Below are 21479 nucleotides of genomic sequence, written 5' to 3'. Positions count from 1 at the left end.
TCATCTACGGAACTGAGGACCATGCGCACCCCCCGCCGTCGCCGACCGCTCGTCGGACTGCTGCTCGCCCCGCTGCTCACCGGCTGCTTCGCCTCCGGCGGTGACGACACCGGCTCGTCGTCGGACAAGGGGTCCGGCTCCCGGCTGCGGGTCGCGCTGGCCTTCCCGCCCACCGAGAACCTCTCGCCGTACGGTGCCGACGCCACCCTCCTCAGCCGGCTCGGCGTCACCGAGGGCCTCACCGCGCTGGACGCCAACGGCTCCGCCGCCCCCGCGCTCGCCGAGTCCTGGACCCGCAAGGACGACCGCACCTGGCTGTTCACCCTGCGCGAGGCCAGCTTCCAGGACGGCACCGACGTCACCGCCGACACCGTCGCCGCCGCCCTCACCCGTGCCACCCGGGCCGAGCCCGAACCCGCCGCGCTGAGCGGCGTCACCCTCACCGCGAAGGCCGCCGACGACGGACGAATATCCGTCACCACCGCCGAGCCCGACCCCGTACTTCCGCTGCGGATGTCCAGCCCCGGCCTCGCCGTGCTCGCACCCAAGGCCTTCGCCAAGAAGGGCGCCGTCGACCCGGTCGGCACCGCCACCGGCCCCTTCGAGCTGACGAAGACCACCGGCTCCACCGCGGCCACCCTCGACCGCTTCGACGACTACTGGGGCGGACGCGCCCAGGCCGCCGGTATCGACGCCCGGTTCATCGCCGACGGCACCGCCCGCGCCAACGCCCTGCGCACCGGCGAGGTCGACATCGCCGAGGCGATCCCCGTCGCCCAGGCCGCCTCCCTCGACAAGGCGACCCGTCGCGAGACCGCCACGGCCCGCACCACCTTCCTGCACCTCAACACCAGGACCGGCGCCTTCAAGGATGCGAAGCTGCGGGCCGCCGCCCGCGCCGCCGTGGACACCTCCGCACTCGCCGACGGTGTCTACGAAGGCCACGCCGACGCCGGGAAGGGCATCTACGGCCCGGCGCTCACCTGGGCCGAGGGCAAGCGGGTCCAGCCGGTCGGGCGCGCGAGCGAGACGGCGCCCGACGGCACTTCCGTCACCCTCGCCACGTACGACAACCGGCCCGAACTCCCGGAAGCCGCCCAGGTGTTGAAGCAGCAGCTGGAGAAGGCCGGGTTCAAGGTGACACTGGAGGTGCGGGAGTACTCGCGCCTCGAAAGTGACGCACTGGCCGGCAAATTCGATGCCGTCGTAGCCGCCCGCAACACCATGCTCGACACCGGAGACCCTGTCTCCGTCCTCGCCAGTGACTACACCTGCGACGGCGGCAACAACCTCTCCCTGCTCTGCGACAAGAAGGTGGACACCGCCGTCGCCAAGGCCGAGGGCATCGAGGACACCGCCGAGCGACAGGACGCGGCGATGGCCGCGGAGGCCCTGATCCTCGGCGCCGACGCCGTCGTCCCGCTGGTCCACCAGCGGATCATCACCGGCGTCGACGCCGACGTACAGGGCGTGCTCCTCGATCCGTACGAGCGCACGCTGGTCGGCACCGGAACACGGCGCTGAACTGTGCGGGGACGTGTGGGCACGCTCCTGTGGCGTGCCCTGCTCGCCGCGCTGCTCGTGTGCGGGATCGGTCTGCTGCCCTGGCTGACCCGCACCGACCCGGCGCTCACCGTACTCAAGGCCCGGTCCGCCGAACGCGAGGCCACCCCGGCCGTGCTGGCCGCCATCCGCGAGCAACTCGGCCTGGAAGCAGGGCCGTTGAGGCTGCTCGGGAACTGGCTCGGCGGGCTGCCGCGCGGTGACGCCGGGCGGTCCTGGATATCCGGGACGGAGGTCATGCCCGGCGTCCTGCAGGCGCTCGGCGCCTCACTGCTGCTGATGGCCGTGGCGCTCACCATCGCGTTCCTCGTCGCCGCGCTGGTGTGCGCCAGAACGTTGTGGAGCGGCGGGCGCCGGCGCGGCGGCAGCGGGTCGGCGATGGTCGCCGCGCTGCCCGAGTTCCTCACCGCGTCCGTCCTGGCCACCGTCGTCGGCGTCCAGCTCGGCTGGCTGCCCGCCCTCGGCTGGTACGGGATCCAGTGGACGATCCTGCCCGGCCTCGCCCTCGGTCTCCCCGCCGGGGCGCTGCTCGGGCGGCTCCTCGACGACCTGCTGCCCGGCGCCTTCGCCGAGCCCTGGGCGCTGGCCGCCGCCGCACGCGGCATCCCCGCCCGGCGCATCGCCACCCAGGCCGTCCGGCGCTGTCTGCCCGCCCTGCTCCCGAACGCCGGACTGTTCGTCGTCGGGCTGACCGGCGGCTCGGTCGCCGTCGAGCAGATCTTCGACATCCCCGGCCTCGGCCGCACCGCGCTCCAGGCCGCCGTCGCCCAGGACCTGCCCGTCCTCCAGGCCAGCACCCTCGCGCTGGTCCTGCTCGCGGCGGTCGCGGCCGGCGTGACCCGGTTGACGGCCCGGCTGCTCATCGGCCCCGCCCTGCGCGACGGCGGTCTCTCCTCCCTGCACCGTCCCGCGCCGCCCGCCCGACGCACCCCGCCCCTGCTGTACGCCGGTGTGCTGCTCGGTGTCGTCGCCCTCGGGCTGCCGCGTGACCCGCTCGCGCTGGACACCCGGGCGCGGCTGCAACCCCCTTCCTGGGCGCACCCGTTCGGCACCGACGCCCTCGGCCGTGACGTGCTCGCCCGCGTCGGACACGGCGCCCTCGACACACTGCTGCTCGCCTCGGCGATCAGCGCCGCCGCCCTGCTGATCGGGCTGGTGCTCGGGCTGGTGCCACGTGTGTCGGGACCGCTGGTCGACACCGTCAACGCGATCCCTCCGGTACTGGCCGCGCTGCTGGTCACGGCCGTCGTGGGCAGCGGCGGGGCCACCCCCGCGCTCGCCGTGACCGCCGTCGCCTGGGCGCCGCTGGCCGCGCACACCGCCGCCCTGCTGCGCCAGGAACGGGCCACGCTCCATGTCGCCGCCACCCGGGGCCTGGGCGCCGACCGCTGGTACGTCCTGCGCCGTGAACTCCTGCCCGCCGCGCTGCCCCCGGTCACCCGGCACGCCCTGCTGCGGCTGCCCGGGGTCGCCCTCGCCCTGGCCGCCCTCGGCTTCCTCGGCCTCGGGGCTCAACCGCCGTCCCCGGAATGGGGGTTGCTCCTCGCCGAGAACCAGCCGTACGCCGAACGCGCCCCCTGGGCGGTCCTCGCCCCCGCCGCCGTCCTCGCCCTCCTGGGAGCCCTGGCGGTCACCGCCACGGGCGTTTCCGTCCGCCGGCAACGGAGGCAGGGGGCGCGGACGACTCGACCGCACCCGGCAACAGGGGAGTTGGCCTTCCAGTGACCACCCCCGCAGGCGCCGTCGAGAACATCGCGTCGAGCCGGATGCGGCTGTCGCCGTTGCTGCGGCTGCTGATCCTCACCCAACTCGCCTTCAACATCGGCTTCTTCGCCGTGCTGCCCTTCCTCTCCGAACATCTGGGACAGGGCATCGGCATGGCCGGGTGGCTCGTCGGGTTCGTGCTCGGGCTGCGCACCTTCAGCCAGCAGGGACTGTTCGTGGTGGGCGGCGCCCTCGCCGACCGCTACGGCATCCGGCCGGTGGTGCTCGCGGGCTGCGCCCTGCGGATCGCCGGCTTCGCCTGGCTCGGCCACGCCGCCTCCACGGCGACCGTCATCGGCGCCGTCCTCCTCATCGGCTTCGCCGCCGCGCTGTTCTCGCCCGCCGTCGAGTCCGAGGTGGCCCGGCAGGCGGTGGTCTGGGAGGAGCAGGGCAACGGCACCCGCACCCGGGTCCTCGCGCTGTTCACCGTCGCCGGACAGGCCGGCGCCTTCGTCGGGCCGCTGCTGGGCGGACTGCTGCTGTCCGTCGACTTCCAGCTGGTGTGCCTCGCGGGCGCCGGAATCTTCGTCCTCGTCCTCGCCGGGCACGCCTGGCTGCTCCCGCAGCACATACCCGGCCGGGAGCGCGTCCGCGCGAAGGGGGGCGTGCGCATACTGCTGCGCAACCGTCGATTTCTGGCACTCTGCTCCGCGTACGGCGCCTATCTGCTCGCGTACAACCAGCTGTACCTGGCCCTCCCCGACGAGGTGGAGCGCGCGACCGGCTCGCAGACCGCGCTGGCCTGGCTGTTCGCCCTGTCCTCGCTGCTTGTCGTGACCGCCCAACTGCCGGTCACCCGCCGGGTCGGCGACCGGCTCGCCCTGCGCCGCTCGATGGTCGCCGGGCTGCTGCTGATCTCCGCCGGGTTCGCTGTCGTAGCCCTGGCCAGGCCCGCGGGGTGGACCGGCTACGCCGGGCTGCTGCCCGCCGCCGGTTTCGTCGTCCTGCTCACCTTCGGCCAGATGCTGGTCGCGCCGGTGGCCCGCGCCTGGGTGCCCGACCTGGCCGAAGAGGGCCGGCTCGGCCTCTACACCGGCGCCCTGTCGTCGGTTTCCGGCCTGATCGTTCTGGTCGGCAGCGCGCTGACCGGCACTCTTCTCGACTCCGGGCTGCCCGCGACGGTGCCCTGGCTGGTGCTGGCCGCCGTACCCCTCGCGGCGATCGCCGTACTGCCGCGCCGGGCCTGAACCGTGGCCGGGGAGCACCCCGGGGGTCTGGGCGGCAAGGCGGTGGGGCATGCCGAATTGGTAGCGTCACACCACTCGCGCCGACCGGCACGGGTGAGCATCGGCCGGCACCGCTGAGCATGATCGAACACGACCACTCACGACCACTCACCATCACGCACACGCACACGCACACGCACACACACCACGACCACTGATACGCGTACGCGCTTTCGTACAGGGGGGCCCATGGCCACGATTCGCAGGGCAGTCATTCCCGCAGCCGGACTGGGGTCCCGGCTGCTGCCGCTCACCAAGGCGACACCGAAGGAGATGCTGCCCGTCGGTGACAAACCCGTCATCGAACACACCGTCCGGGAGCTCGTGGCCTCCGGCATCACCGACATCACCATTGTCGTGTCCGGCGGAAAGGGCCTGATCCAGGACCACTTCCGGCCCAACCCCGGCCTCGTCGACCAACTGCGCGCCGACGGCAAGGACGCCTACGCGGACGCTGTCGAGGAGGTCGGCGAGCTGTCCCGGCTCGGCCACATCACCTACCTCGACCAGCACGGCCCGTACGGCAACGGCACCCCGGTCCTCAACGCCGCCCGCAACTTCGGCGACGAGCCGATGCTCGTGCTGTGGCCCGACGACGTGTTCGTGGCCGAGGTCCCGCGCGCCCAGCAGCTGATCAAGGCGTACGAGGCGACCAACTCCCCGGTCCTCGCGCTGATGCCGATGGACCCGGGCGACTCGCAGCGCTACGGCGTCCCGGTCGTCAAGGAGGACCTCGACGACGGTCTGCTCCGCATCACCGGCCTGGTCGAGAAGCCCCGCCCGCAGGACGCGCCCTCCGGGTACGCGGCGATCGGCGGCTACGTCATCACGCCCGGCATCATCGACGAACTCCGCGACCAGACCAAGCGCTGGTACGACCATCGCACCGGCGAGGTCTACCTCACCGACGCCATCAACGCCTACGCCGCCGGCCGGGCCGTCTACGGCCAGGTGATCCACGGGCGCTGGTACGACACCGGCAACCCGCTCGCCTATCTCACCGCCCAGTTCGCGGCGGCGCTCAACGACCCCGAGTACGGGCCGCATCTGCGGCGCCTGGCGAAGGAGCTGGAGGACGAGGCGACCGGCGGAGGCGAGTGACTCCCCGGTCCCCGGCCCGGGGGCTTCGCCCCCGGACCCCCGGGTCGCGCTGAAGGCGCTCGTCCTCGATCACCGGCGGGCGTCGCCGCTGCTCGCCGGCCGTCGGACGCGCTGGGGGATGGTGCGATCAGTGCCGTGTCTCAGCGCGACACGGACTCCGGCACCAGCGCGCGCAGCTGCTCCTCGACCGAGGCGACCGAGGCGATCGACGCGAGGGGCGCCGTACGCGGGCGGGACGTCCGGTACAGCCACAGGATGTCCCGGCCGAACGACCAGACCAGCGTCCCCAGCGCCAGCGCGATCACGGCCTGCGTCGCCGCGAGGGGCAGGTAGCCGGAGGCGCCGAGCAGCAGCAGGATGCCCTGGAGGGCGGCCACGGTCTTGCGGGCGGTGCTCGGCGGGAGCGGGGCGTTCAGCCAGGGCAGGACGCGGGCGGCGGCGACGAAGGCGTAGCGCATACCGCCGATCAGCAGGACCCACGGACCCAGCGACATCGACACGTACACGCTGAGCACCAGGATCAGGAACGCGTCGACCTCCATGTCGAACCGCGCGCCCAGGCTCGAGCAGGTGCCGGTGCGGCGGGCGACCTTGCCGTCCACACCGTCGAGGAGCAGAGCCACCGCCGTCAGCCCGACGAACAGGGTGACCGGCGGGGAGCTCTCGAACGAGTCCGCGACCAGGGCCGTCACCCCGCCGACCAGTGTCGCCCGGCCCAGGGTCACCCGGTTGGCCGGGCCGAACGACTTCGACCCCGACCGGTGCAGCGCGCGGGACAGGACGGCCCACGTGGCGATCGCGAACGTCAGCCCGGTCAGCCAGCCCGCCGTGCCCAGGCCGATCACCGAACCCAGCAGCACCAGCAACAGGACCTGCAGACCGGCCCCCAGAGCCGTTTCCTGCTGGACGAGCCTCGCCTCGTACGTGTTGTTCAGGGCCACCGCGAGTCCTCCGCCGTATGTACAGAGTGGATCATGCCGCGTACTGTGCGCGGACTGTGCACATCGCAGTACGTGAACAACTTCCCAAGTGTTCAGGAGGAGTCCGATGAAGCGCGCCGCTCGTGCGTTCTGGCTCGGTTCGCCGGACCACGGAGAGATCCGTGACGTTGAACTGCCGGCGCCCGGCGAGGACGAGGTCCTGGTCCGCACCCTGTGGTCCGGGGTGAGCCGCGGCACGGAGACACTCGTCTTCCGGGGCGGGGTTCCGGTCAGCCAGTACGCGGCCATGCGGGCGCCGTTCCAGGAGGGCGACTTCCCCGGTCCGGTCAAGTACGGCTACCTCAACGTCGGTGTGGTGGAGGAGGGCCCGGCCGCGCTGGTCGGCCGTACCGTCTTCTGCCTCTACCCGCACCAGACGCGGTACGTCGTCCCGGTGACCTCGGTGACACCCGTGCCGGACTCCGTGCCCGCCGAACGGGCCGTGCTCGCCGGGACCGTGGAGACCGCGGTGAACGCCCTGTGGGACGCCGCTCCGCTGGCCGGCGACCGGATCGCGGTGGTCGGCGGCGGGATGATCGGCTGCTCGGTGGCCGCCCTGATCGCCCGCTTCCCGGGCGTGCGCGTCCAGTTGGTGGACGCCGACCCCGGCCGGGCGAAGACCGCCGAGGCGCTCGGCGTCGACTTCGCGCTGCCGGGCGACGCCCTCGGAGAGTGCGACCTCGTCGTCCACGCGAGCGCGACCGAGGCTGGACTCGCTCGCTCGCTCGAACTCCTCGCTCCCGAGGGCACGGTGATCGAGCTGAGCTGGTACGGCGACCGGCGCGTCAGCCTGCCGCTGGGCGAGGCGTTCCACTCCCGGCGGCTCACCGTCCGCAGCAGCCAGGTGGGGACCGTGTCCCCGGCCGCGCGGCCCGGCCGCTCCTACGCCGACCGCCTCGCCCTCGCCCTGGAACTGCTGGCCGACCCGGCGCTCGACGCCCTGATCACCGGCGAGTGCGCCTTCGAGGAACTCCCGGACGTACTGCCGAAACTCGCCTCCGGGGAGATCCCCGCACTCTGTCACCGCGTCCGGTATCCGGACGCCGACTGACGGAGTCGCTGGAAAAGCAGTTTCAAGGGGCAGTCAAACAACCAGTTGAACAAGCCTTTGAACAAGCTGCCGTGGGCAGACGTACTACTCGGCATGCCCCCGCAGCGATCAGCAGGGGGCAAGACGCGCCGCACCTGGAGGGTCGTCCGTTGTTCAGCATCACCGTCCGCGATCACATCATGATCGCCCACAGCTTCAGCGGAGAGGTCTTCGGGCCCGCGCAGCGCCTGCACGGAGCGACGTTCCTCGTCGACGCCACGTTTCGTCGCGAACAGCTGGACGAGGACAACATCGTTGTCGACATCGGCCTGGCCACCCAGGAACTCGGTGCCGTGGTGAGCGAGTTGAACTACCGCAACCTCGACAACGAGCCCGACTTCGCCGGGATCAACACCTCCACGGAGTTCCTGGCCAAGGTCATCGCCGACCGGCTCGCCGCCCGGATCGAGAAGGGCGCCCTCGGTGAGGGCGCGCGAGGCCTGGCCGGCCTCACCGTCACCCTGCACGAGTCGCACGTCGCCTGGGCGAGCTATGAGCGTGCCCTGTGACCGACACGACTCTCGACCGCGCGGTTTCCCCGGTTCCCCTTTCTGCGGCCGCCCCCTTGGTCGCCCCGGCTCAGGCACAGGTACAGGCTCACGTGCAGACGACGCTCCACTACGTACCCGTGCAGAACGCGGCCCTGAAGAACGCGGCGATCGTCCCCATGTCCCTGCGCTCCGTGCACTTCGTGATGCCGGGCGGCGTCGACGACCCCGCCAAGCCCAGCGGCGGCAACGCCTACGACCGCCGGATCAGCCTCGATCTGCCCGGCTTCGGCTGGCAGGTCCACAAGCACGCCGTCGCCGGTGAGTGGCCCCGGCCCGGCGAGGACGCCCGCGCGGAACTGGCACGGACGCTGCGCGACCTGCCGGACGGCACGGTCGTCCTCCTCGACGGACTGGTGGCCTGCGGGGTCCCCGAGATCATCGTCCCGGAGGCCGAACGCCTTCGCCTGGCCGTGCTGGTCCACCTCCCGCTCGGCGACGAGACCGGCCTCGAACCGGCCGTCGCGGCCGAGCTGGACGCCCTGGAGCGGACCACTCTGCGGGCGGTCCCGTCGGTCATCGCGACCAGCGACTGGGCCGTACGACGCCTCGTCTCCCACCACGGACTCGCCCCCGAGCGCGTCCACATGGCGGCCCCCGGCGCCGACATCGCACCCCTCGCCTCCGGCACCGACGGCGTCTCCCGCCTCCTGTGCGTGGCCGCCGTGACCCCGCGCAAGGGCCAGCACCGGCTGGTGGAGGCCCTGGCCGCGGTGACCGACCTGCCGTGGAGCTGCGTCTGCGTCGGCGGGCTCGACCAGGACCCCGAGTACGTCGCCGAGTTGCGGGCCCTGATCGCGCGGCACGGACTCCAGGACCGGCTGCACCTGGCCGGCGCCCAGGCGGGCGCCCAGCTCGACGCCAGCTACAACGCCGCCGACCTGATGGTCCTCACCTCCTACGCGGAGACGTACGGCATGGCGGTCACCGAGGCCCTCGCACGCGGCATTCCCGTCCTCGCCACGGACGTCGGGGGCCTCCCCGAGGCGGTCGGACGCGCACCCGACGGTGGCGTCCCCGGCATCCTCGTACCCCCGGAGAACCCGGCGGCGCTCGCCGCGGAACTGCGCGGCTGGTTCGGCGAGGCGGACGTCCGCCGACGCCTCAAGGCGGCGGCGAGAGGCCGCCGGGCCGCCCTCGACGGCTGGGCGGCGACGGCACGGAGCCTGGCCGGAGTCCTGGGCCGGATCCCCTGGGAACCCCGGAGGGCGGCATGATGACCGCCGCCACGGTCTCCGCCCGGGGACTCCGGGCGGCCGCACTGCGCGGCGCCGTCGGTGTGCGGGGGCGGATTTCCTCCGGCACCTCGATGGCCGGAATCCCGGACCACGGCATGAACGTGGACGCCGACATCGAACTGGTCGCCGCCCGCGGACGCCGGGCGGCCGCGTTGCGGAGCCTCGTGGGAACGCCGGGGCGGATGCCCCGGGACGCGGGGAGCGCGGCATGAGGAAAACGACGACGGTCACGGCTTCGGCCGCTTCGGAGGCCGGACTGCGGTCTCCGGTGGTGCTGGTAGGTGCCGACGTCGAGTCGGCTCGGGGTCCCGTTTCCCCGGGATCCGGGGAGCGCGGCATGAGGAAAACGACGACGGTCACGGCTTCGGCCGCTTCGGAGGCCGGACTGCGGTCTCCGGTGGTGCTGGTAGGTGCCGACGTCGAGTCGGCTCGGGGTCCGTTTCCCCGGGATGCAAGGAGCACGGCATGAAGAAGACGACGACGGTCACCACTTCGGCGGTGTCGGAGATCCAGCGACGGGGGCCGGTGACACCGATGGACGCCAACGCCCAGCCCGCCCCCGGGATTCCGGCCCAGCCGACGCACCGTGACGTGAAGGCCGGCGCCGGTCCGGTCGCCCCGGGGGAGCGGAACACGATCCGGCTGCGCGACGCCGGCCCCGACGACCCGCCCCGGTACGCCCCCGACTGGCTGGAGCTGCGCGAGGGCGCCGACGCCGCCGCGCGCGCCGTCGAACTGCTCGACCCGCTGCGCATCCGGCTGGCCAACCTGCCCGGAAAGGCGGGCGGGCGTGTCATCCACGACCTGGGCTGCGGCACCGGCTCCATGGGCCGCTGGCTCGCCCCCCGGCTCGACGGCCCCCAGCACTGGGTCCTGCACGACCGCGACCCCTACCTCCTGCACTTCGCCGCAGTGGCCTCGCCGCGCGCCGCCGCCGACGGCAGCCGCGTCACCGTGGAGACACGGCGCGGCGACGTGGCCCGGCTGACCTCCGACGCGCTGCTCGGCGCCTCACTGGTCACCGCGTCCGCGCTGCTGGACGTCCTCACCCGGGAGGAGGTCGACGCCCTCGCGACGGCCTGCGCGGGAGCCGGCTGCCCGGCCCTGCTGACCCTCTCCGTGGCCGGCCGCGTCGAGTTCGGCACCCCCGACCCGCTGGACGGGGAACTCGCCGAGGCGTTCAACACCCACCAACGACGAGCGGGACTGCTCGGCCCCGACGCGGTCACCGCGGCCTGCGAGGCCTTCGACCAGCGGGGCGCGACGGTCCACGTCCACCCCAGCGCCTGGCGCCTCGGCCCCGTGGAGGCGCCGCTCACCGCGGAGTGGCTGCGCGGCTGGGTCGCGGCGGCCGTCGAGGAACGCCCGGCACTGAAGTCCCGGGCCGACAAGTACCTCACCGAGCGCCTGGAGGCCTGCGCGGCCGGCGAACTCCGCGTCGAGGTCCACCACAGCGACCTCCTGGCCCTGGCCAGGCCAACGAGCAGGACAACGTCATGACCGTGCAGACGGTGGAGGTCAGGCGCGGACCCGCGCCCCTCAAGGGGCGCGGGGCTGTTTCGATCAGCGGCTCCGCCGCGGGGCGCGACCAGCCCCCACCGGCCCGCAGCCGACAGTCCGCCTCTCCCGCGGTACGCACGACAGCCGGCCGAGCCGGCGTCATCGGCTTCGTCGGCCCCCGGGACGCCGTCCCGCAAACATCCAACCCGAGCCGTCTCCGCCGAGCCGCCGGAGGCATCCGCCCCCACCTCGGCACGATCGCCGGAGTAACGATCCTCGGCATCCTGCTCTGGCGCCTCGGCACCGGCGTCTTCCTCGACGGCCTGCGCCGCATCGACGTACCGACCCTGCTCGTGGGCCTCGGCATCGGACTGCTCACCACCGTGTTCAGCGCCTGGCGCTGGGTGTTGGTCGCCCGCAGCCTGCGCATCAGGCTGCCCCTCGTCCCCGCCGTCGCCGACTACTACCGCTCGCTGTTCCTGAACGCGGCCCTCCCCGGCGGTGTCCTCGGCGACGTGCACCGCGCGGTACGCCACGGACAGAGCGCCGGTGACATGGGACGCGGAGTCCGCGCGGTCGTCCTCGAACGGGCCGCCGGCCAGATCGCGTTGGTCGCCGTCGGCGGAGTGGTGCTGCTCACCCAGCCGTCACCGGTACTGGCGGAAGCCCGCCGGATCGCTCTGATGGCGGCCTTCGCCGCCGTGGGCGCCGTCGCGGTGGTCGTCGCCGTCCGGATGAACCGTGCCCCGAGTGCCGCCGCCCGTAAGGCCCGTGCCCTGCGTGCCGTGCTCACCGAGGCCCGTGGCGCGCTGCTCTCCCGCGAGAACGCGCCGGGCGTCGCGCTCTCCTCGGTCGTCGTCCTCTCCGGCCACCTCGGGATGTTCGTGGTCGCCGCCCGGGTCGCCGGGTCCTCGGCGTCGGTCGCCGAGTTGCTGCCGCTGGCCGTACTGGCGCTGCTGGCGATGGGTCTGCCGCTGAACGTCGGCGGCTGGGGCCCCCGCGAGGGTGTCACCGCCTGGGCGTTCGGCGCGGCGGGGCTGGGCGCCAGCATGGGGCTGAGCGTCGCCGTCGTGTACGGCGTGCTGAGCTTCGTCGCCGCCCTGCCCGGCGCACTCGTCCTGGTCGTCCGCTACTTCTGGCCCTCGAAGACCGAGGAGCCGGCGGCACCGGCAACGGCCCCGCCCTCGGTGAGCATCGAGAAATACGCCCCGAAGGACTCGGCGAAGCTCGCCAGCAAGGCCTTCCCCTTTTCGGCGGTACCCAGCGAAGGGCGGCCGATGACACCGGAATCGGTGTAACCGGCCATGCCGAGCGTGAGGAGATGCCGGCGGTCGTCGGCGACGAAATCAGAGGTTTCATAACCGGGACGGAGCAATTCGGGATGAGCGTGCAGCAGGATGGAGGTCTCGATTTCCCCCGCGTGCATGTCGGTGAGCAGCGAGGTCACCACTCCGGCCCGCTCGCGCGCCGTCTCCCAGTCCTCGGCGGCGGGGAACAGCGCCATCCGCTCACCGCGCGCGGAGGATTCCTGAACGACGTTGCCCAGTACGTAGTTTCCGCCGTGTCCGTTGACGATCACCAGGGCTTCCACGCCCGAGCGGCGCAGCGAATCGGCGATGTCCCGTACTACCGCGTGAAGGGTCACGGAGGAGATGCTGACGGTTCCCGGCCAGGCGGCGTGCTCGTGCGAGCAGGCGATGGTCACCGGCGGAAGGAGGTGCACCGGGTGTGTGGCGGCAATTTCCCGGGCGATGGCACAGGCGACCAGGGTGTCTGTCGTCAACGGAAGGAAGGGGCCGTGCTGTTCGAAGCTCCCGACCGGAAGGACGGCGATCTGCGTTGAGACGCCGGCGGCTCGTGTCCGTACGTCTTCCGTAGTGTCTACCGGCAACCGTATCCCCGAATCATCCATGTTCTCCCGGCCTTTCGTCTCTGCTTAGGAACCAGATCATGACAGAAAAAATTGGCGTACTCGGCAAAGCCTCCCAGCCCTCGGGAGTGGAACGCGTGGTGAATGCGCCGTTGCCCACCGTGTACGGCGATTTCCAGGCAGTCGGTTACATGGACCACGATCGCGGTGACGAGCAAGTGGCGCTGGTCTACGGCGAGATCGGCGAGGACGACGTTCTCACCAGGCTGCATTCCGAATGCCTGACCGGGGACGCCTTCGGTTCCCAGCACTGCGAATGCGGTGATCAGCTCGACTCCGCGCTGCGCGCGATAGTCGCCGAGGGCAGCGGCATACTCGTCTACCTCCGGGGGCATGAGGGCCGGGGCATCGGCCTGCTCGCCAAGCTGCGCGCGATGCAGCTCCAGGCGGAGGGCCTGGACACCGTCGAGGCGAACCTCGCGCAGGGCCTTCCGGTGGACTCCCGTGACTACGGCGTCGCGGCGGAGATCCTCCACGACCTCGGTGTCCGTTCGGTGCGTCTGATGTCCAACAACCCGCGCAAGCGCGAGTCGTTGCTCCGCCACGGCATCAAGATCGCCGCGGATGTTCCGCTGCTGATCCCGCCGTGCGAGAACAACATCACCTACCTGCGGACCAAGCGTGAGCGTCTCGACCACGTCCTGCCGCACCTGGACGCGGTGGCGCACTGGTCCTGACCTGACCAGGAGACCCGGCCGGGGGTCCCGATTCCGGGGGCGCCGTCACTCGGACGCGCGCGGGGGGTGCCAGAAGGCCCGATTCCGGAAAGGAAGAGGGAATGACCGACGACGTCCTCTTCCTCTCCCGGGACCAGGTGACGGCCCTCCTCGACGCCGACACGGCGATCGCCTCGCAGCGCGCGGCGTTCGGCGCGCTGGGCGCGGGCGGCGCCGCCGACGCCCCCGGCCCGCCGGATCTGCCGGATCCGCCGGATCTTCCGGGCAAGATCATGCACCCCAGCCGCTTCGACGACAGTGTGGTCTTCGCGTACGTCTCCCGGCTGTCCCGGGACACCGGCGCGGTGGCGAAGTTCGGCAGCGTCAACCCCGGCAACGCGGCGGCCGGCCTGCCGACCGTGCACGCCGTCATCACCGTCCTGGACCCGGTCACCGGCGAACTCGTGGCCGTCATGGACGGTACGGCCGTCACGACCCTGCGTACGGCCGCCGCGAGCGCTGTGGCCTTCGACGCGCTGGCCACGGCCGACAGCGCCGAACTGGCCCTCATCGGCTCGGGCACCCAGGCGCTCGCCCACGCGCGGGCGGTCGCCCGGGTACGGGACCTGAAGTCCGTACGGGTGTGGAGCCCGACCCCGGAGCGGCGCGTGCGCGCGGCGGAGCTGCTCGCGGCCGAACTCGGTGTCGCCGCCGAGGCCACCGGCACACCCCGGGAGGCGGTGACCGGGGCGTCGATGATCGCGGCCTGCACCCTCAGCACCACGCCCGTCGTGCGCGGCGCCTGGCTCGCACCCGGGTGCACGGTGATCAGCGTGGGGTCGTTCGAACCGACCCGCAGCGAGGTGGACGCAGAGGTCCTACGACGGTCGGCGGCCGTCGTCGTGGACGACCCGGCGACAGCGGCGGAACACGCCGGGCCAGTCATCGACGCCCTACGGGACCACCTGCTGACCCGCGAGAACCTGATCGGCCTCGGCGAGGTCCTCACGGGCACGCGGACCGCCCGTACCGGGCCGGAGGACATCGTCTTCTACAACAGTGTCGGTCTGGGCGTGCAGGACGCGGCGGCGGCTTGGGCGGTTGTTCGGGCCGCGAAGGGGGAGAGTTGAGGGGCGTGGTGCGGGCGGAGGTGTTCGTGGTCGTGAAGGGGGCGGTGCGATGAGTGTGACGCGGGCGGACGTGGTCGTCGTCGGTGGCGGCGTGATGGGTACGAGCATCGCCTACCAGCTCGCCCGGGCCGGTGTACCGGACGTGGTGCTCGTCGAGCGGGAGGAACTGGCCTCAGGGTCCACCTCGCGCGCCGCCGGCGGGGTCCGCGCGCAGTTCTCCGACGAGCTCAACATCCAGCTCGGGGCGCGCAGCCTGGAGGCGTTCGGGCGGTTCCAGGAGGAGATCGGGCACGACATCGGACTGCACCGGGTCGGGTATCTCTTCCTCCTCTCCACACCCGAGGACGTCGCGTCCTTCGAGGCGGGGGTGACGCTGCAGAACTCGCTCGGTGTGCCCAGCCGGATGCTCACCCCGGCCGAGGCACGCGGCCTCTCGCCGCTGATCAGCACCGACGGGCTCCTCGCGGCGGCCTACTCGCCCGAGGACGGCCACTGCACCCCGGAAGCGGTCGTCCACGGCTACGCCGCCGCCGCTCGCCGCCACGGCGCGACCGTCCTGCGCCACACCGAGGTCACCGGCATCGAACGCGACGGCGACACCATCACGGCCGTGGTCACGGACAAGGGCCGGATCGCCACCGACACCGTGATCTGCGCGGCCGGCGCCTGGTCACGGGCGGTCGGCGCGATGGCGGGCGTCGACCTGCCCGTGGACCCCCTGCGCCGCCAGATCGCGGTCACCGAACCGGTCCCCGGGCTGCCGCCGACGCTCCCCATGACCATCGACTTCAGCAGCAGCCTCTACTTCCACACCGAGGGACCCGGACTGCTCCTCGGCATGTCCGACCCCGACGAGACGACCGGCTTCGCCACCGACACCCACGACCGCTGGATCCCGCGTCTGTACGAGGCGATGGAACACCGGGCGCCCGCCCTGCTCGACCTGCGCCGCACCGGCGGCTGGGCGGGCCTGTACGAGATCACCCCGGACCACAACGCCCTGATCGGGGAGGCGGATTCACTCTCCCGCTTCCTCTACGCGACCGGCTTCTCCGGCCATGGCTTCCTCCAGGGGCCGGCCGTCGGCGAGGTGGTCCGCGACCTCTACCTGGGCCGCGTACCCTTCGTCGACATCAGCCCCTTGAACGCCGGCCGTTTCGCGGCCGATGCCCTGCGCCCGGAGGTCAACCTCGTATGACCGAGCTCCACTTGTGGCTGCGCCACGAGACCCGTACGACCGAACGCCGCACACCTGTCGTCCCGTCCGACGCCCGGCGGCTCGTCGAGGAGGGGGTGCGCCTGACCGTCGAGGAGTCCCCGCAGCGGATCTTCTCCACGGAGGAGTACGAGGCTGTCGGCTGCGGCACCGCCGACGCCGGGTCCTGGGTCTCCGCGCCCTCGGACGCGGTGATCGTCGGTCTCAAGGAACTCCCCGACCAGCCGGGCGAGTTGCGTCACCGGCACATCTACTTCGGGCACGCCTACAAGGGCCAGCCGGGCGCGGCGGAGCTGCTCGGCCGGTTCGTCGCCGGGGGCGGGGCGCTGCTGGACCTGGAGTACCTGGCTGACGAACAGGGGCGCAGGCTGGCCGCGTTCGGCTACTGGGCCGGATATCTGGGGGCGGCCCTCGCCGTGCTCCAGCACCGGGGCAGGCTGGGCACCCCGCTCAGGCCCACCACCCAGGAGGAGCTGGCCGCCGAACTCCGCGCCGACGCGGGCGAGTTGAGCGCACTGGTGATCGGCGCCCTGGGCCGCAGCGGGCGCGGTGCGCGTGTCGCGCTCGCCGAGGCCGGCGTCGAACCGACCTGCTGGGACCTCGCGGAGACCCGCAATCTGGACCGACCGGCCCTGCTGGCCCACGAGTTGCTGGTCAACACCGTCCTCACGACGACCCCGGTCCCGCCCTTCCTGACGGACCAGGATCTGGACACCCCCGGCCGCCGGCTGCGCACCCTCTCGGACGTCACCGTCGACGTCGGCTCACCCATGAACCTCCTCCCGGTCTACGACACCGCCACCACCTGGGACGACCCGGTGCGCCGGCTGCGGGACGAGCCGCCGCTCGACCTGATCGCCATCGACAACCTGCCGTCCCTGCTGCCCCGCGAGGCGAGCACCGACTTCTCGGCCGCCCTGGTGCCCCAGTTGCTCGACTTCGAGGTGGGCGGAGCCTGGGGGCGCTGTCTGGCACGGTTCGACGACACCTGCCGTGAACTCGGCCTGGTCAAAGGCGACTTGGACAACGAAGGGGGAATGGGCGCATGACTGACACGGTTCCCGCGAGCGGCACCGTCCACTGGATCGGCGCGGGTCTGTCCACGGGCGGCGGACTGGGCGCGCTGTGCGACAGCGACGCCGTGCGGCAGGTCCTGGTGTGGCACCGTACGGAGGAACGCGCGGCCGAGGCGCTGGCCCACCTGGGCCTCACCGGACAGGCCGAACCCCGCGCCTACACCCTCTCCGCGCTCACCGCCGAACTGGCCCCCGGAGACGTGGTCGTCTCCATGCTCCCCGCGCCCGAACACGCCCCGCTGCTGGCGGCCTGCGTGGCCGGCGGGGCCCACTTCGCGTGCTCCAGCTATGTGTCGGAGGCGGTGCTCGAGCAGGTGCCCGCGGCCGAGGCGGCCAGTCTGGTCGTCCTCACCGAGTGCGGGCTCGACCCGGGCATCGACCACCTCTTCGCGCACAGCCTGGTCACCCGCGCCGAGGAGGCGATCGGCGCCGCCACACCGGCCTCGTACCGGCTCACGTCGTACTGCGGAGGCATCCCCGCGGTGCCCAACGACTTCAGGTACCGGTTCAGCTGGGCACCCGCCGGAGTCCTGAACGCCCTTCGCTCGCCCGCCCGTTACATCGAGGACGGCGCCGAGACCGTGGCCGACAGGCCCTGGGAGGTGACGCGTCCGCACGGGATCGACGGGGAGACCTTCGAGGTGTACCCGAACCGGGACAGCGTGCCCTTCGTCGAGCAGTACGAACTGCCGAAGGCGTGGCAGCCGCGGACCTTCGTCCGGGGCACCCTGCGTCTGGACGGCTGGCTGAGCGCCTGGGACTCCGTCTTCGAGGAGCTGAAGGGCGGCGACGACGAGCGGATCGCCGCCCTGGCAAGGGAGTTGGCGGCGCGCTACCCGACGACCGACGCCGACCGCGACCGCGTGGTCCTGGCCGTGTCCCTGGAGGTCGACGCGGACGGCAACGACACGGACGGGGAGGCGGCAGCGGAAGAGGGGCGGCGGCGGAACTGGTCCGGCCGCTATCTCCTCGACCTGGAGGGCGACGCGGCCGAGAGCGCGATGGCCAGGTGCGTCTCCCGCACACTGGCCCTGGGCGTCCGGCACATCCTCGACGGTTCGCTGCCGCCGGGCCTGAGCCGCGCCGCCGAGACGGCACGGCGCTCCGAGGAATGGCTGAGCGAACTCGGCGGGGAGGGACTGGAGTTCAGGCTCACCGTCGACTGACGACGGCTAGCCGGTGACGACCGCCTCGTGCACCAGCCGCTTGAGGTCCTGCCAGTAGGACTGGCTCGTCCGGTGTCGTACCTGGGTCATGAACTGCACCGTCAGATCACGGCTCGGGTCGACGAAGAACGTCGTCGTCGCCACCCCGCTCCAGCCGTAGGTGCCGAGGCCGGCCGGGGCGAGGGTGCGGGCCGGGTCGATCACCACCGAGACCCCGAGGCCGAAGCCGACGCCCGCGTTGCCGGGTTCGTCATGGGGAGGGGCACCGAAGGTGCGCAGATCGACGCCGCCGGGAAGGTGGTTGGAGGTCATCAGGGCCACGGTCTCGGCCGACAGGACGCGCACACCGTCGAGTTCGCCGCCCCGGCGCAGCATCTCCATGAACCGGTGGTAGTCGTGGGCGGTCGCGACCACACCGCCACTGCCGGACAGGAACCGGGGCCGGCCCTTGAGCGGCAGACCGAGGGTCGGCTCGATGCCGCCGTCCTCGGTCTCCCCGTACAACTCGGCCAGTCGGCCGGTCTGTTCGCCGGTGACACAGAATCCGGCGTCCGTCATACCGAGCGGGCGGAAGACGCGGTCGGCGATGAACTCGTCGAGCGGCTGTCCGGAAGCCACCTCGATGACCCGGCCGAGGACGTTCGTGGCGACCGAGTAGTTCCACTGGGTGCCCGGCTCGAACTGGAGCGGCAGACTCGCGTACACCGCGCACGTCTCCGCCAGCGTCGAGCCCGGCACCACCGAGGACTCCAGGTTGGCGGCGCGATACAGGGCGTCCACGGGGTGACAGTGGTAGAAGGCGAAGGTGAGACCCGCCGTGTGGGTCAACAGGTGCCGGATCAGAAGGGGTTCGGCGGGCCGGGTGGCGAGGTCGTCGCTCCCCGAACCGCTCACATACACGCGCCGGTCGGCGAACTCCGGCAGGAAACGCGACACGGGGTCCGTGAGCGAGAGCCGGCCCTCCTCCAGGAGGGTCAGCGCGGCGACCGAGGTGATCGGCTTGCTCATGGAGTAGATCCGCCACAGGGTGTCGGACTCGACCGGAAGCCCGGCCGCCAGGTCCCGCAGGCCGTACGTGGTGAGATGGGCGACGCGACCGGCGCGGGCCACGGACACGAGGAACCCGGGGAGGCGTCCCTCGTCCACCACGTGGGCGAAGTGCTGGTCGAGGCGGTCCAGCGCCTTCGCGTCCAGCCCGACCTCGCCCGGCTCGACCTCTTGTCGCAGCTGTGCCATGCGTTGCGTTCCCCTCCGGTCGCTTGAAGTGCGGTCCCTGTCATACCCCGAAAGGATCACCTCAGGCCCTAAGACCCCCATGGTGTCGCAGGGACCGGGCAGGCGTCGCCCCGCGGTCGTCCACGACCGGTAGTTTCCGGGCGGCCAGTACGGCGACGAGGACCACGCCCGCGAGTACGGGCAACGCCGTCCGCGGCCCGTCGGTGACCGTGGCGAGCGTGGTCGCCGTCGCCACCCCGAGCACCGGGCCGACGTTCATCGCGGTCTGCTGCAGCCCGCCCGCCACCCCGGCGGACCCGGCCGGGACCTGCCGTACGACCACGGCGGTCGCGGTCACCATCACGGTGGCGAAACCCGCTCCGAGCAGCAGGAATCCAACGCCGACTCCCACCACCCCGGCCGCCCGGAACAGCACGGACACCCCGAGCGCGAGCACGACCAGGCCGGTCACGGTCGTCCGCCGGGGACCGCAGCGACGCAGCAGCACGGCGGCCGACGGCGCTCCCAGCACCATCGCCACACCTCCCGGCAGCGCCGCCAGACTCGTCCGCAACGGGTCCATCCCCAGCTCGTCCTGCAGCACATAACTGGACACGAAGAGTGTGCCGAACATCGCAGCCGACGCGGCCACGAGTACGCCCAGCGCGGCGCCCACGGCCACCGATCCGAGCACGTCGTACGGCAGCAGCGGGTCGGCCGTACGCCGCTCATGGCGTACGAGAAGCAGGCCCGCGCCCGTCGCCGCCGTCAGCGCCGGCACGGCCGACGGAGTCCAGCCGTGGTCCGGGACACCGACGAGCACGTGGACGAGACAGGCGAGGCAGATCGCCAGCAGGGCGGCGCCGGGGAGATCGAGCCGCCCGTTGCCGGTCTCGGTCGGCCTCCGCGGACCAGGGGCCCGGACGACCGCCGCCAGCACGCCCAGCACCAGCGCCGGCACGACATTGAGGAAGAACACCGCCCGCCAGCCCAGTTGGGTCACCAGCACCCCGCCCACCAGCGGACCGGCCGCCGCGGCCACCCCGATCGCGCTGGTCCGCAACGCGATCGGCATCCCCAGCCGGTCGGGCGGAAACGCGGCGCGCAGCATCCCGAGGGTGGCGGGTTGCAGCAGCGCGCCGAAGACCCCCTGAAGGGCCCGCAGCCCGATCACCCAGCCCACCCCGGACGCGAACCCGATGCCCGCCGACACCGCGCCGAACCCCAACACCCCGATGGTGAAAAGCCGTTGATGCCCGTACCGGTCCCCGAGCCGCCCGGCGAACACGAGCAGACTCGCCACCGCGATGAGATACGCGGTGCTCGTCCACTGGACCTCGGCGAAGGAGGCGTGCAGATCCCGTTGCAGGGTGGGCTGCGCGATGGTCAGTACGGTGCCGTCGAGTGCGACGACCACGGCTCCGATCACACTGCTCGCGAGAACGACCCGCCGATGCGCGCTCACCGCCCCTCCGGCCCGAGGTGCGCGGCAAGCGCCGTATCCAGCAGAGGGCCGAAGTCGTCGGCGCCGGTGGCGAGTTGGAGGCTGCCCCAGGACCAGAGCTGGGCGATGCCGTAGAGGTTCGCCAGCAATGACCCGGCGACAACCCGGGCGTCGGCGTCAGGCCGGGCCCGCCCGACGAGATCCACCAGGAGGGCGAACACGGGCAGGCTGGCCTCGCGCAGCCCCAACGTGTTGCTCTCCAGCAGGTCGTGACGGAACATCAGCTCGTGCATGCCCCGGTTGGTGAGCGCGAAGTCGAGGTACACGCGCCCGAGCACGGCGATCTGCTCCCGGGGCTCCGCCATACCGAGCCCACTGTCCTCGATCGCCCGTGAACCCCTGGCCGCCAGCTCGGTGAACCCTCGGCGGGCGATGGCGGACAGCAGCTCCAGGTGGGTCGGGAAGTAGCGGCGAGGAGCGCCGTGCGAGACACCGGCCCGTCGTGCGATCTCCCGGAGGGTGAGCGCGTGGACGCCTTCCGAGGTCACCAGATCGACGCCGACATCGATGAGGCGGGTACGCAGGGAATCACTCATAGACACTGTCTACCAGTGACGAGTAGACAGTGTCTACTCG

At 72.3% G+C, this 21479-nt stretch carries 19 protein-coding genes and 1 pseudogene; 15 read left to right on the top strand and 5 right to left on the bottom strand.

Features of this window, described 5'->3' with window-relative positions:
• The first annotated feature begins 21 nt into the window (after nucleotides 1-21).
• From ABZ855_RS07780 to ABZ855_RS07765, 4 genes are all read left to right on the top strand, one after another.
• Complete coding sequence (locus ABZ855_RS07780; protein ID WP_360802579.1) at nucleotides 22-1524, top strand: ABC transporter substrate-binding protein; 1503 nt, start codon at nucleotides 22-24, stop codon at nucleotides 1522-1524.
• Between the two features lie 3 nt (nucleotides 1525-1527).
• The gene (locus tag ABZ855_RS07775; RefSeq protein ID WP_360802576.1) at nucleotides 1528-3288 is read left to right on the top strand and encodes an ABC transporter permease subunit; all 1761 of its coding nucleotides are present in this window, start codon (nucleotides 1528-1530) and stop codon (nucleotides 3286-3288) included.
• 41 nt (nucleotides 3289-3329) lie between these two features.
• The gene (locus ABZ855_RS07770; protein ID WP_360802650.1) at nucleotides 3330-4514 is read left to right on the top strand and encodes an MFS transporter; all 1185 of its coding nucleotides are present in this window, start codon (nucleotides 3330-3332) and stop codon (nucleotides 4512-4514) included.
• 228 nt (nucleotides 4515-4742) lie between these two features.
• A complete protein-coding gene (locus ABZ855_RS07765; protein WP_319201060.1) occupies nucleotides 4743-5654 on the top strand; it encodes a UTP--glucose-1-phosphate uridylyltransferase in 912 nt (303 codons plus the stop codon).
• A 140-nt stretch (nucleotides 5655-5794) separates the two neighbouring features.
• Here the strand turns inward: ABZ855_RS07765 and ABZ855_RS07760 are convergent, their stop codons facing one another.
• On the bottom strand, nucleotides 5795-6595 hold the full coding sequence (locus tag ABZ855_RS07760) for a CDP-alcohol phosphatidyltransferase family protein (protein WP_360802573.1): 801 nt from the start codon (nucleotides 6593-6595) through the stop codon (nucleotides 5795-5797).
• A gap of 106 nt (nucleotides 6596-6701) precedes the next feature.
• Between ABZ855_RS07760 and ABZ855_RS07755 the strand changes: the two genes are divergently transcribed.
• The 6 genes and pseudogenes from ABZ855_RS07755 to ABZ855_RS07730 form a co-directional block, all read left to right on the top strand.
• A complete protein-coding gene (locus ABZ855_RS07755) occupies nucleotides 6702-7685 on the top strand; it encodes a dehydrogenase (protein WP_360802570.1) in 984 nt (327 codons plus the stop codon).
• 149 nt (nucleotides 7686-7834) lie between these two features.
• A complete protein-coding gene (locus tag ABZ855_RS07750; RefSeq protein ID WP_105971207.1) occupies nucleotides 7835-8233 on the top strand; it encodes a 6-carboxytetrahydropterin synthase in 399 nt (132 codons plus the stop codon).
• A 92-nt stretch (nucleotides 8234-8325) separates the two neighbouring features.
• Nucleotides 8326-9489, top strand: a complete 1164-nt coding sequence (locus ABZ855_RS07745; RefSeq protein ID WP_360802567.1) for a glycosyltransferase family 4 protein — start codon at nucleotides 8326-8328, stop codon at nucleotides 9487-9489.
• A complete protein-coding gene (locus ABZ855_RS07740; RefSeq protein WP_360802564.1) occupies nucleotides 9486-9722 on the top strand; it encodes a hypothetical protein in 237 nt (78 codons plus the stop codon). The genes ABZ855_RS07745 and ABZ855_RS07740 overlap by 4 nt, the downstream gene beginning before the upstream one ends.
• A 322-nt stretch (nucleotides 9723-10044) precedes the next feature.
• Nucleotides 10045-11010: a trans-aconitate methyltransferase gene (locus ABZ855_RS07735; protein ID WP_360802647.1), complete on the top strand. Its 966-nt coding sequence runs from the start codon at nucleotides 10045-10047 to the stop codon at nucleotides 11008-11010.
• A pseudogene (locus tag ABZ855_RS07730) lies at nucleotides 11007-12059 on the top strand (lysylphosphatidylglycerol synthase transmembrane domain-containing protein); the annotation flags it as partial. The gene ABZ855_RS07735 and the pseudogene ABZ855_RS07730, both read left to right, overlap by 4 nt.
• Before the next feature lie 80 nt (nucleotides 12060-12139).
• On the opposite strand, the gene ABZ855_RS07725 reads toward ABZ855_RS07730, so the two are convergent.
• Nucleotides 12140-12922, bottom strand: a complete 783-nt coding sequence (locus ABZ855_RS07725) for a creatininase family protein (RefSeq protein ID WP_360802561.1) — start codon at nucleotides 12920-12922, stop codon at nucleotides 12140-12142.
• Nucleotides 12923-12960: 38 nt separating this feature from the next.
• Between ABZ855_RS07725 and ribA the strand changes: the two genes are divergently transcribed.
• The 5 genes from ribA (at nucleotide 12961) to ABZ855_RS07700 (ending at nucleotide 18184) form a co-directional block, all read left to right on the top strand.
• Nucleotides 12961-13617 carry a GTP cyclohydrolase II gene (gene ribA, locus ABZ855_RS07720; RefSeq protein ID WP_319201073.1) on the top strand — a complete coding sequence of 219 codons (657 nt, stop codon included), beginning with the start codon at nucleotides 12961-12963 and terminating at the stop codon, nucleotides 13615-13617.
• Between the two features lie 101 nt (nucleotides 13618-13718).
• Nucleotides 13719-14726 carry an ornithine cyclodeaminase family protein gene (locus ABZ855_RS07715; RefSeq protein ID WP_360802557.1) on the top strand — a complete coding sequence of 336 codons (1008 nt, stop codon included), beginning with the start codon at nucleotides 13719-13721 and terminating at the stop codon, nucleotides 14724-14726.
• Nucleotides 14727-14775: 49 nt separating this feature from the next.
• Nucleotides 14776-15924 (top strand): FAD-binding oxidoreductase, encoded by a 1149-nt coding sequence (locus ABZ855_RS07710; RefSeq protein ID WP_360802554.1) that lies wholly within the window; start codon nucleotides 14776-14778, stop codon nucleotides 15922-15924.
• Complete coding sequence (locus tag ABZ855_RS07705) at nucleotides 15921-16991, top strand: saccharopine dehydrogenase (protein WP_360802551.1); 1071 nt, start codon at nucleotides 15921-15923, stop codon at nucleotides 16989-16991. Before ABZ855_RS07710 ends, ABZ855_RS07705 begins: the two co-directional genes overlap by 4 nt.
• Complete coding sequence (locus ABZ855_RS07700) at nucleotides 16988-18184, top strand: saccharopine dehydrogenase family protein (protein WP_360802548.1); 1197 nt, start codon at nucleotides 16988-16990, stop codon at nucleotides 18182-18184. The genes ABZ855_RS07705 and ABZ855_RS07700 overlap by 4 nt, the downstream gene beginning before the upstream one ends.
• A 6-nt stretch (nucleotides 18185-18190) precedes the next feature.
• Here ABZ855_RS07700 and ABZ855_RS07695 read toward each other — a convergent pair whose 3' ends face one another.
• The 3 genes from ABZ855_RS07695 to ABZ855_RS07685 form a co-directional block, all read right to left on the bottom strand.
• Nucleotides 18191-19420: a serine hydrolase domain-containing protein gene (locus ABZ855_RS07695; RefSeq protein WP_360802545.1), complete on the bottom strand. Its 1230-nt coding sequence runs from the start codon at nucleotides 19418-19420 to the stop codon at nucleotides 18191-18193.
• 61 nt (nucleotides 19421-19481) lie between these two features.
• Complete coding sequence (locus ABZ855_RS07690) at nucleotides 19482-20864, bottom strand: MFS transporter (protein WP_360802542.1); 1383 nt, start codon at nucleotides 20862-20864, stop codon at nucleotides 19482-19484.
• On the bottom strand, nucleotides 20861-21439 hold the full coding sequence (locus ABZ855_RS07685) for a TetR/AcrR family transcriptional regulator (RefSeq protein WP_360802539.1): 579 nt from the start codon (nucleotides 21437-21439) through the stop codon (nucleotides 20861-20863). Before ABZ855_RS07685 ends, ABZ855_RS07690 begins: the two co-directional genes overlap by 4 nt.
• Nucleotides 21440-21479: the final 40 nt, after the last annotated feature.

Origin of the sequence: Streptomyces sp. NPDC047042, assembly GCF_040644035.1 — a bacterium.
Taxonomy (GTDB): Bacteria; Actinomycetota; Actinomycetes; order Streptomycetales; family Streptomycetaceae; genus Streptomyces.
The sequence above is the reverse complement of the archived record's forward strand: the minus strand, read 5'-3'. Positions and strand labels throughout refer to the sequence as shown.

Coding starts and splice junctions, on each gene's coding strand:
- ABZ855_RS07780 (WP_360802579.1), top strand. CDS start 22: ATGCGCACCCCCCGCCGTCGCCGACCGCTCGTCGGACTGCTGCTCGCC.
- ABZ855_RS07770 (WP_360802650.1), top strand. CDS start 3,330: ATGCGGCTGTCGCCGTTGCTGCGGCTGCTGATCCTCACCCAACTCGCC.
- ABZ855_RS07765 (WP_319201060.1), top strand. CDS start 4,743: ATGGCCACGATTCGCAGGGCAGTCATTCCCGCAGCCGGACTGGGGTCC.
- ABZ855_RS07755 (WP_360802570.1), top strand. CDS start 6,702: ATGAAGCGCGCCGCTCGTGCGTTCTGGCTCGGTTCGCCGGACCACGGA.
- ABZ855_RS07740 (WP_360802564.1), top strand. CDS start 9,486: ATGATGACCGCCGCCACGGTCTCCGCCCGGGGACTCCGGGCGGCCGCA.
- ABZ855_RS07735 (WP_360802647.1), top strand. CDS start 10,045: ATGGACGCCAACGCCCAGCCCGCCCCCGGGATTCCGGCCCAGCCGACG.
- ABZ855_RS07725 (WP_360802561.1), bottom strand. CDS start 12,922: ATGGATGATTCGGGGATACGGTTGCCGGTAGACACTACGGAAGACGTA.
- ribA (WP_319201073.1), top strand. CDS start 12,961: ATGACAGAAAAAATTGGCGTACTCGGCAAAGCCTCCCAGCCCTCGGGA.
- ABZ855_RS07715 (WP_360802557.1), top strand. CDS start 13,719: ATGACCGACGACGTCCTCTTCCTCTCCCGGGACCAGGTGACGGCCCTC.
- ABZ855_RS07710 (WP_360802554.1), top strand. CDS start 14,776: ATGAGTGTGACGCGGGCGGACGTGGTCGTCGTCGGTGGCGGCGTGATG.
- ABZ855_RS07705 (WP_360802551.1), top strand. CDS start 15,921: ATGACCGAGCTCCACTTGTGGCTGCGCCACGAGACCCGTACGACCGAA.
- ABZ855_RS07700 (WP_360802548.1), top strand. CDS start 16,988: ATGACTGACACGGTTCCCGCGAGCGGCACCGTCCACTGGATCGGCGCG.
- ABZ855_RS07695 (WP_360802545.1), bottom strand. CDS start 19,420: ATGGCACAGCTGCGACAAGAGGTCGAGCCGGGCGAGGTCGGGCTGGAC.
- ABZ855_RS07685 (WP_360802539.1), bottom strand. CDS start 21,439: ATGAGTGATTCCCTGCGTACCCGCCTCATCGATGTCGGCGTCGATCTG.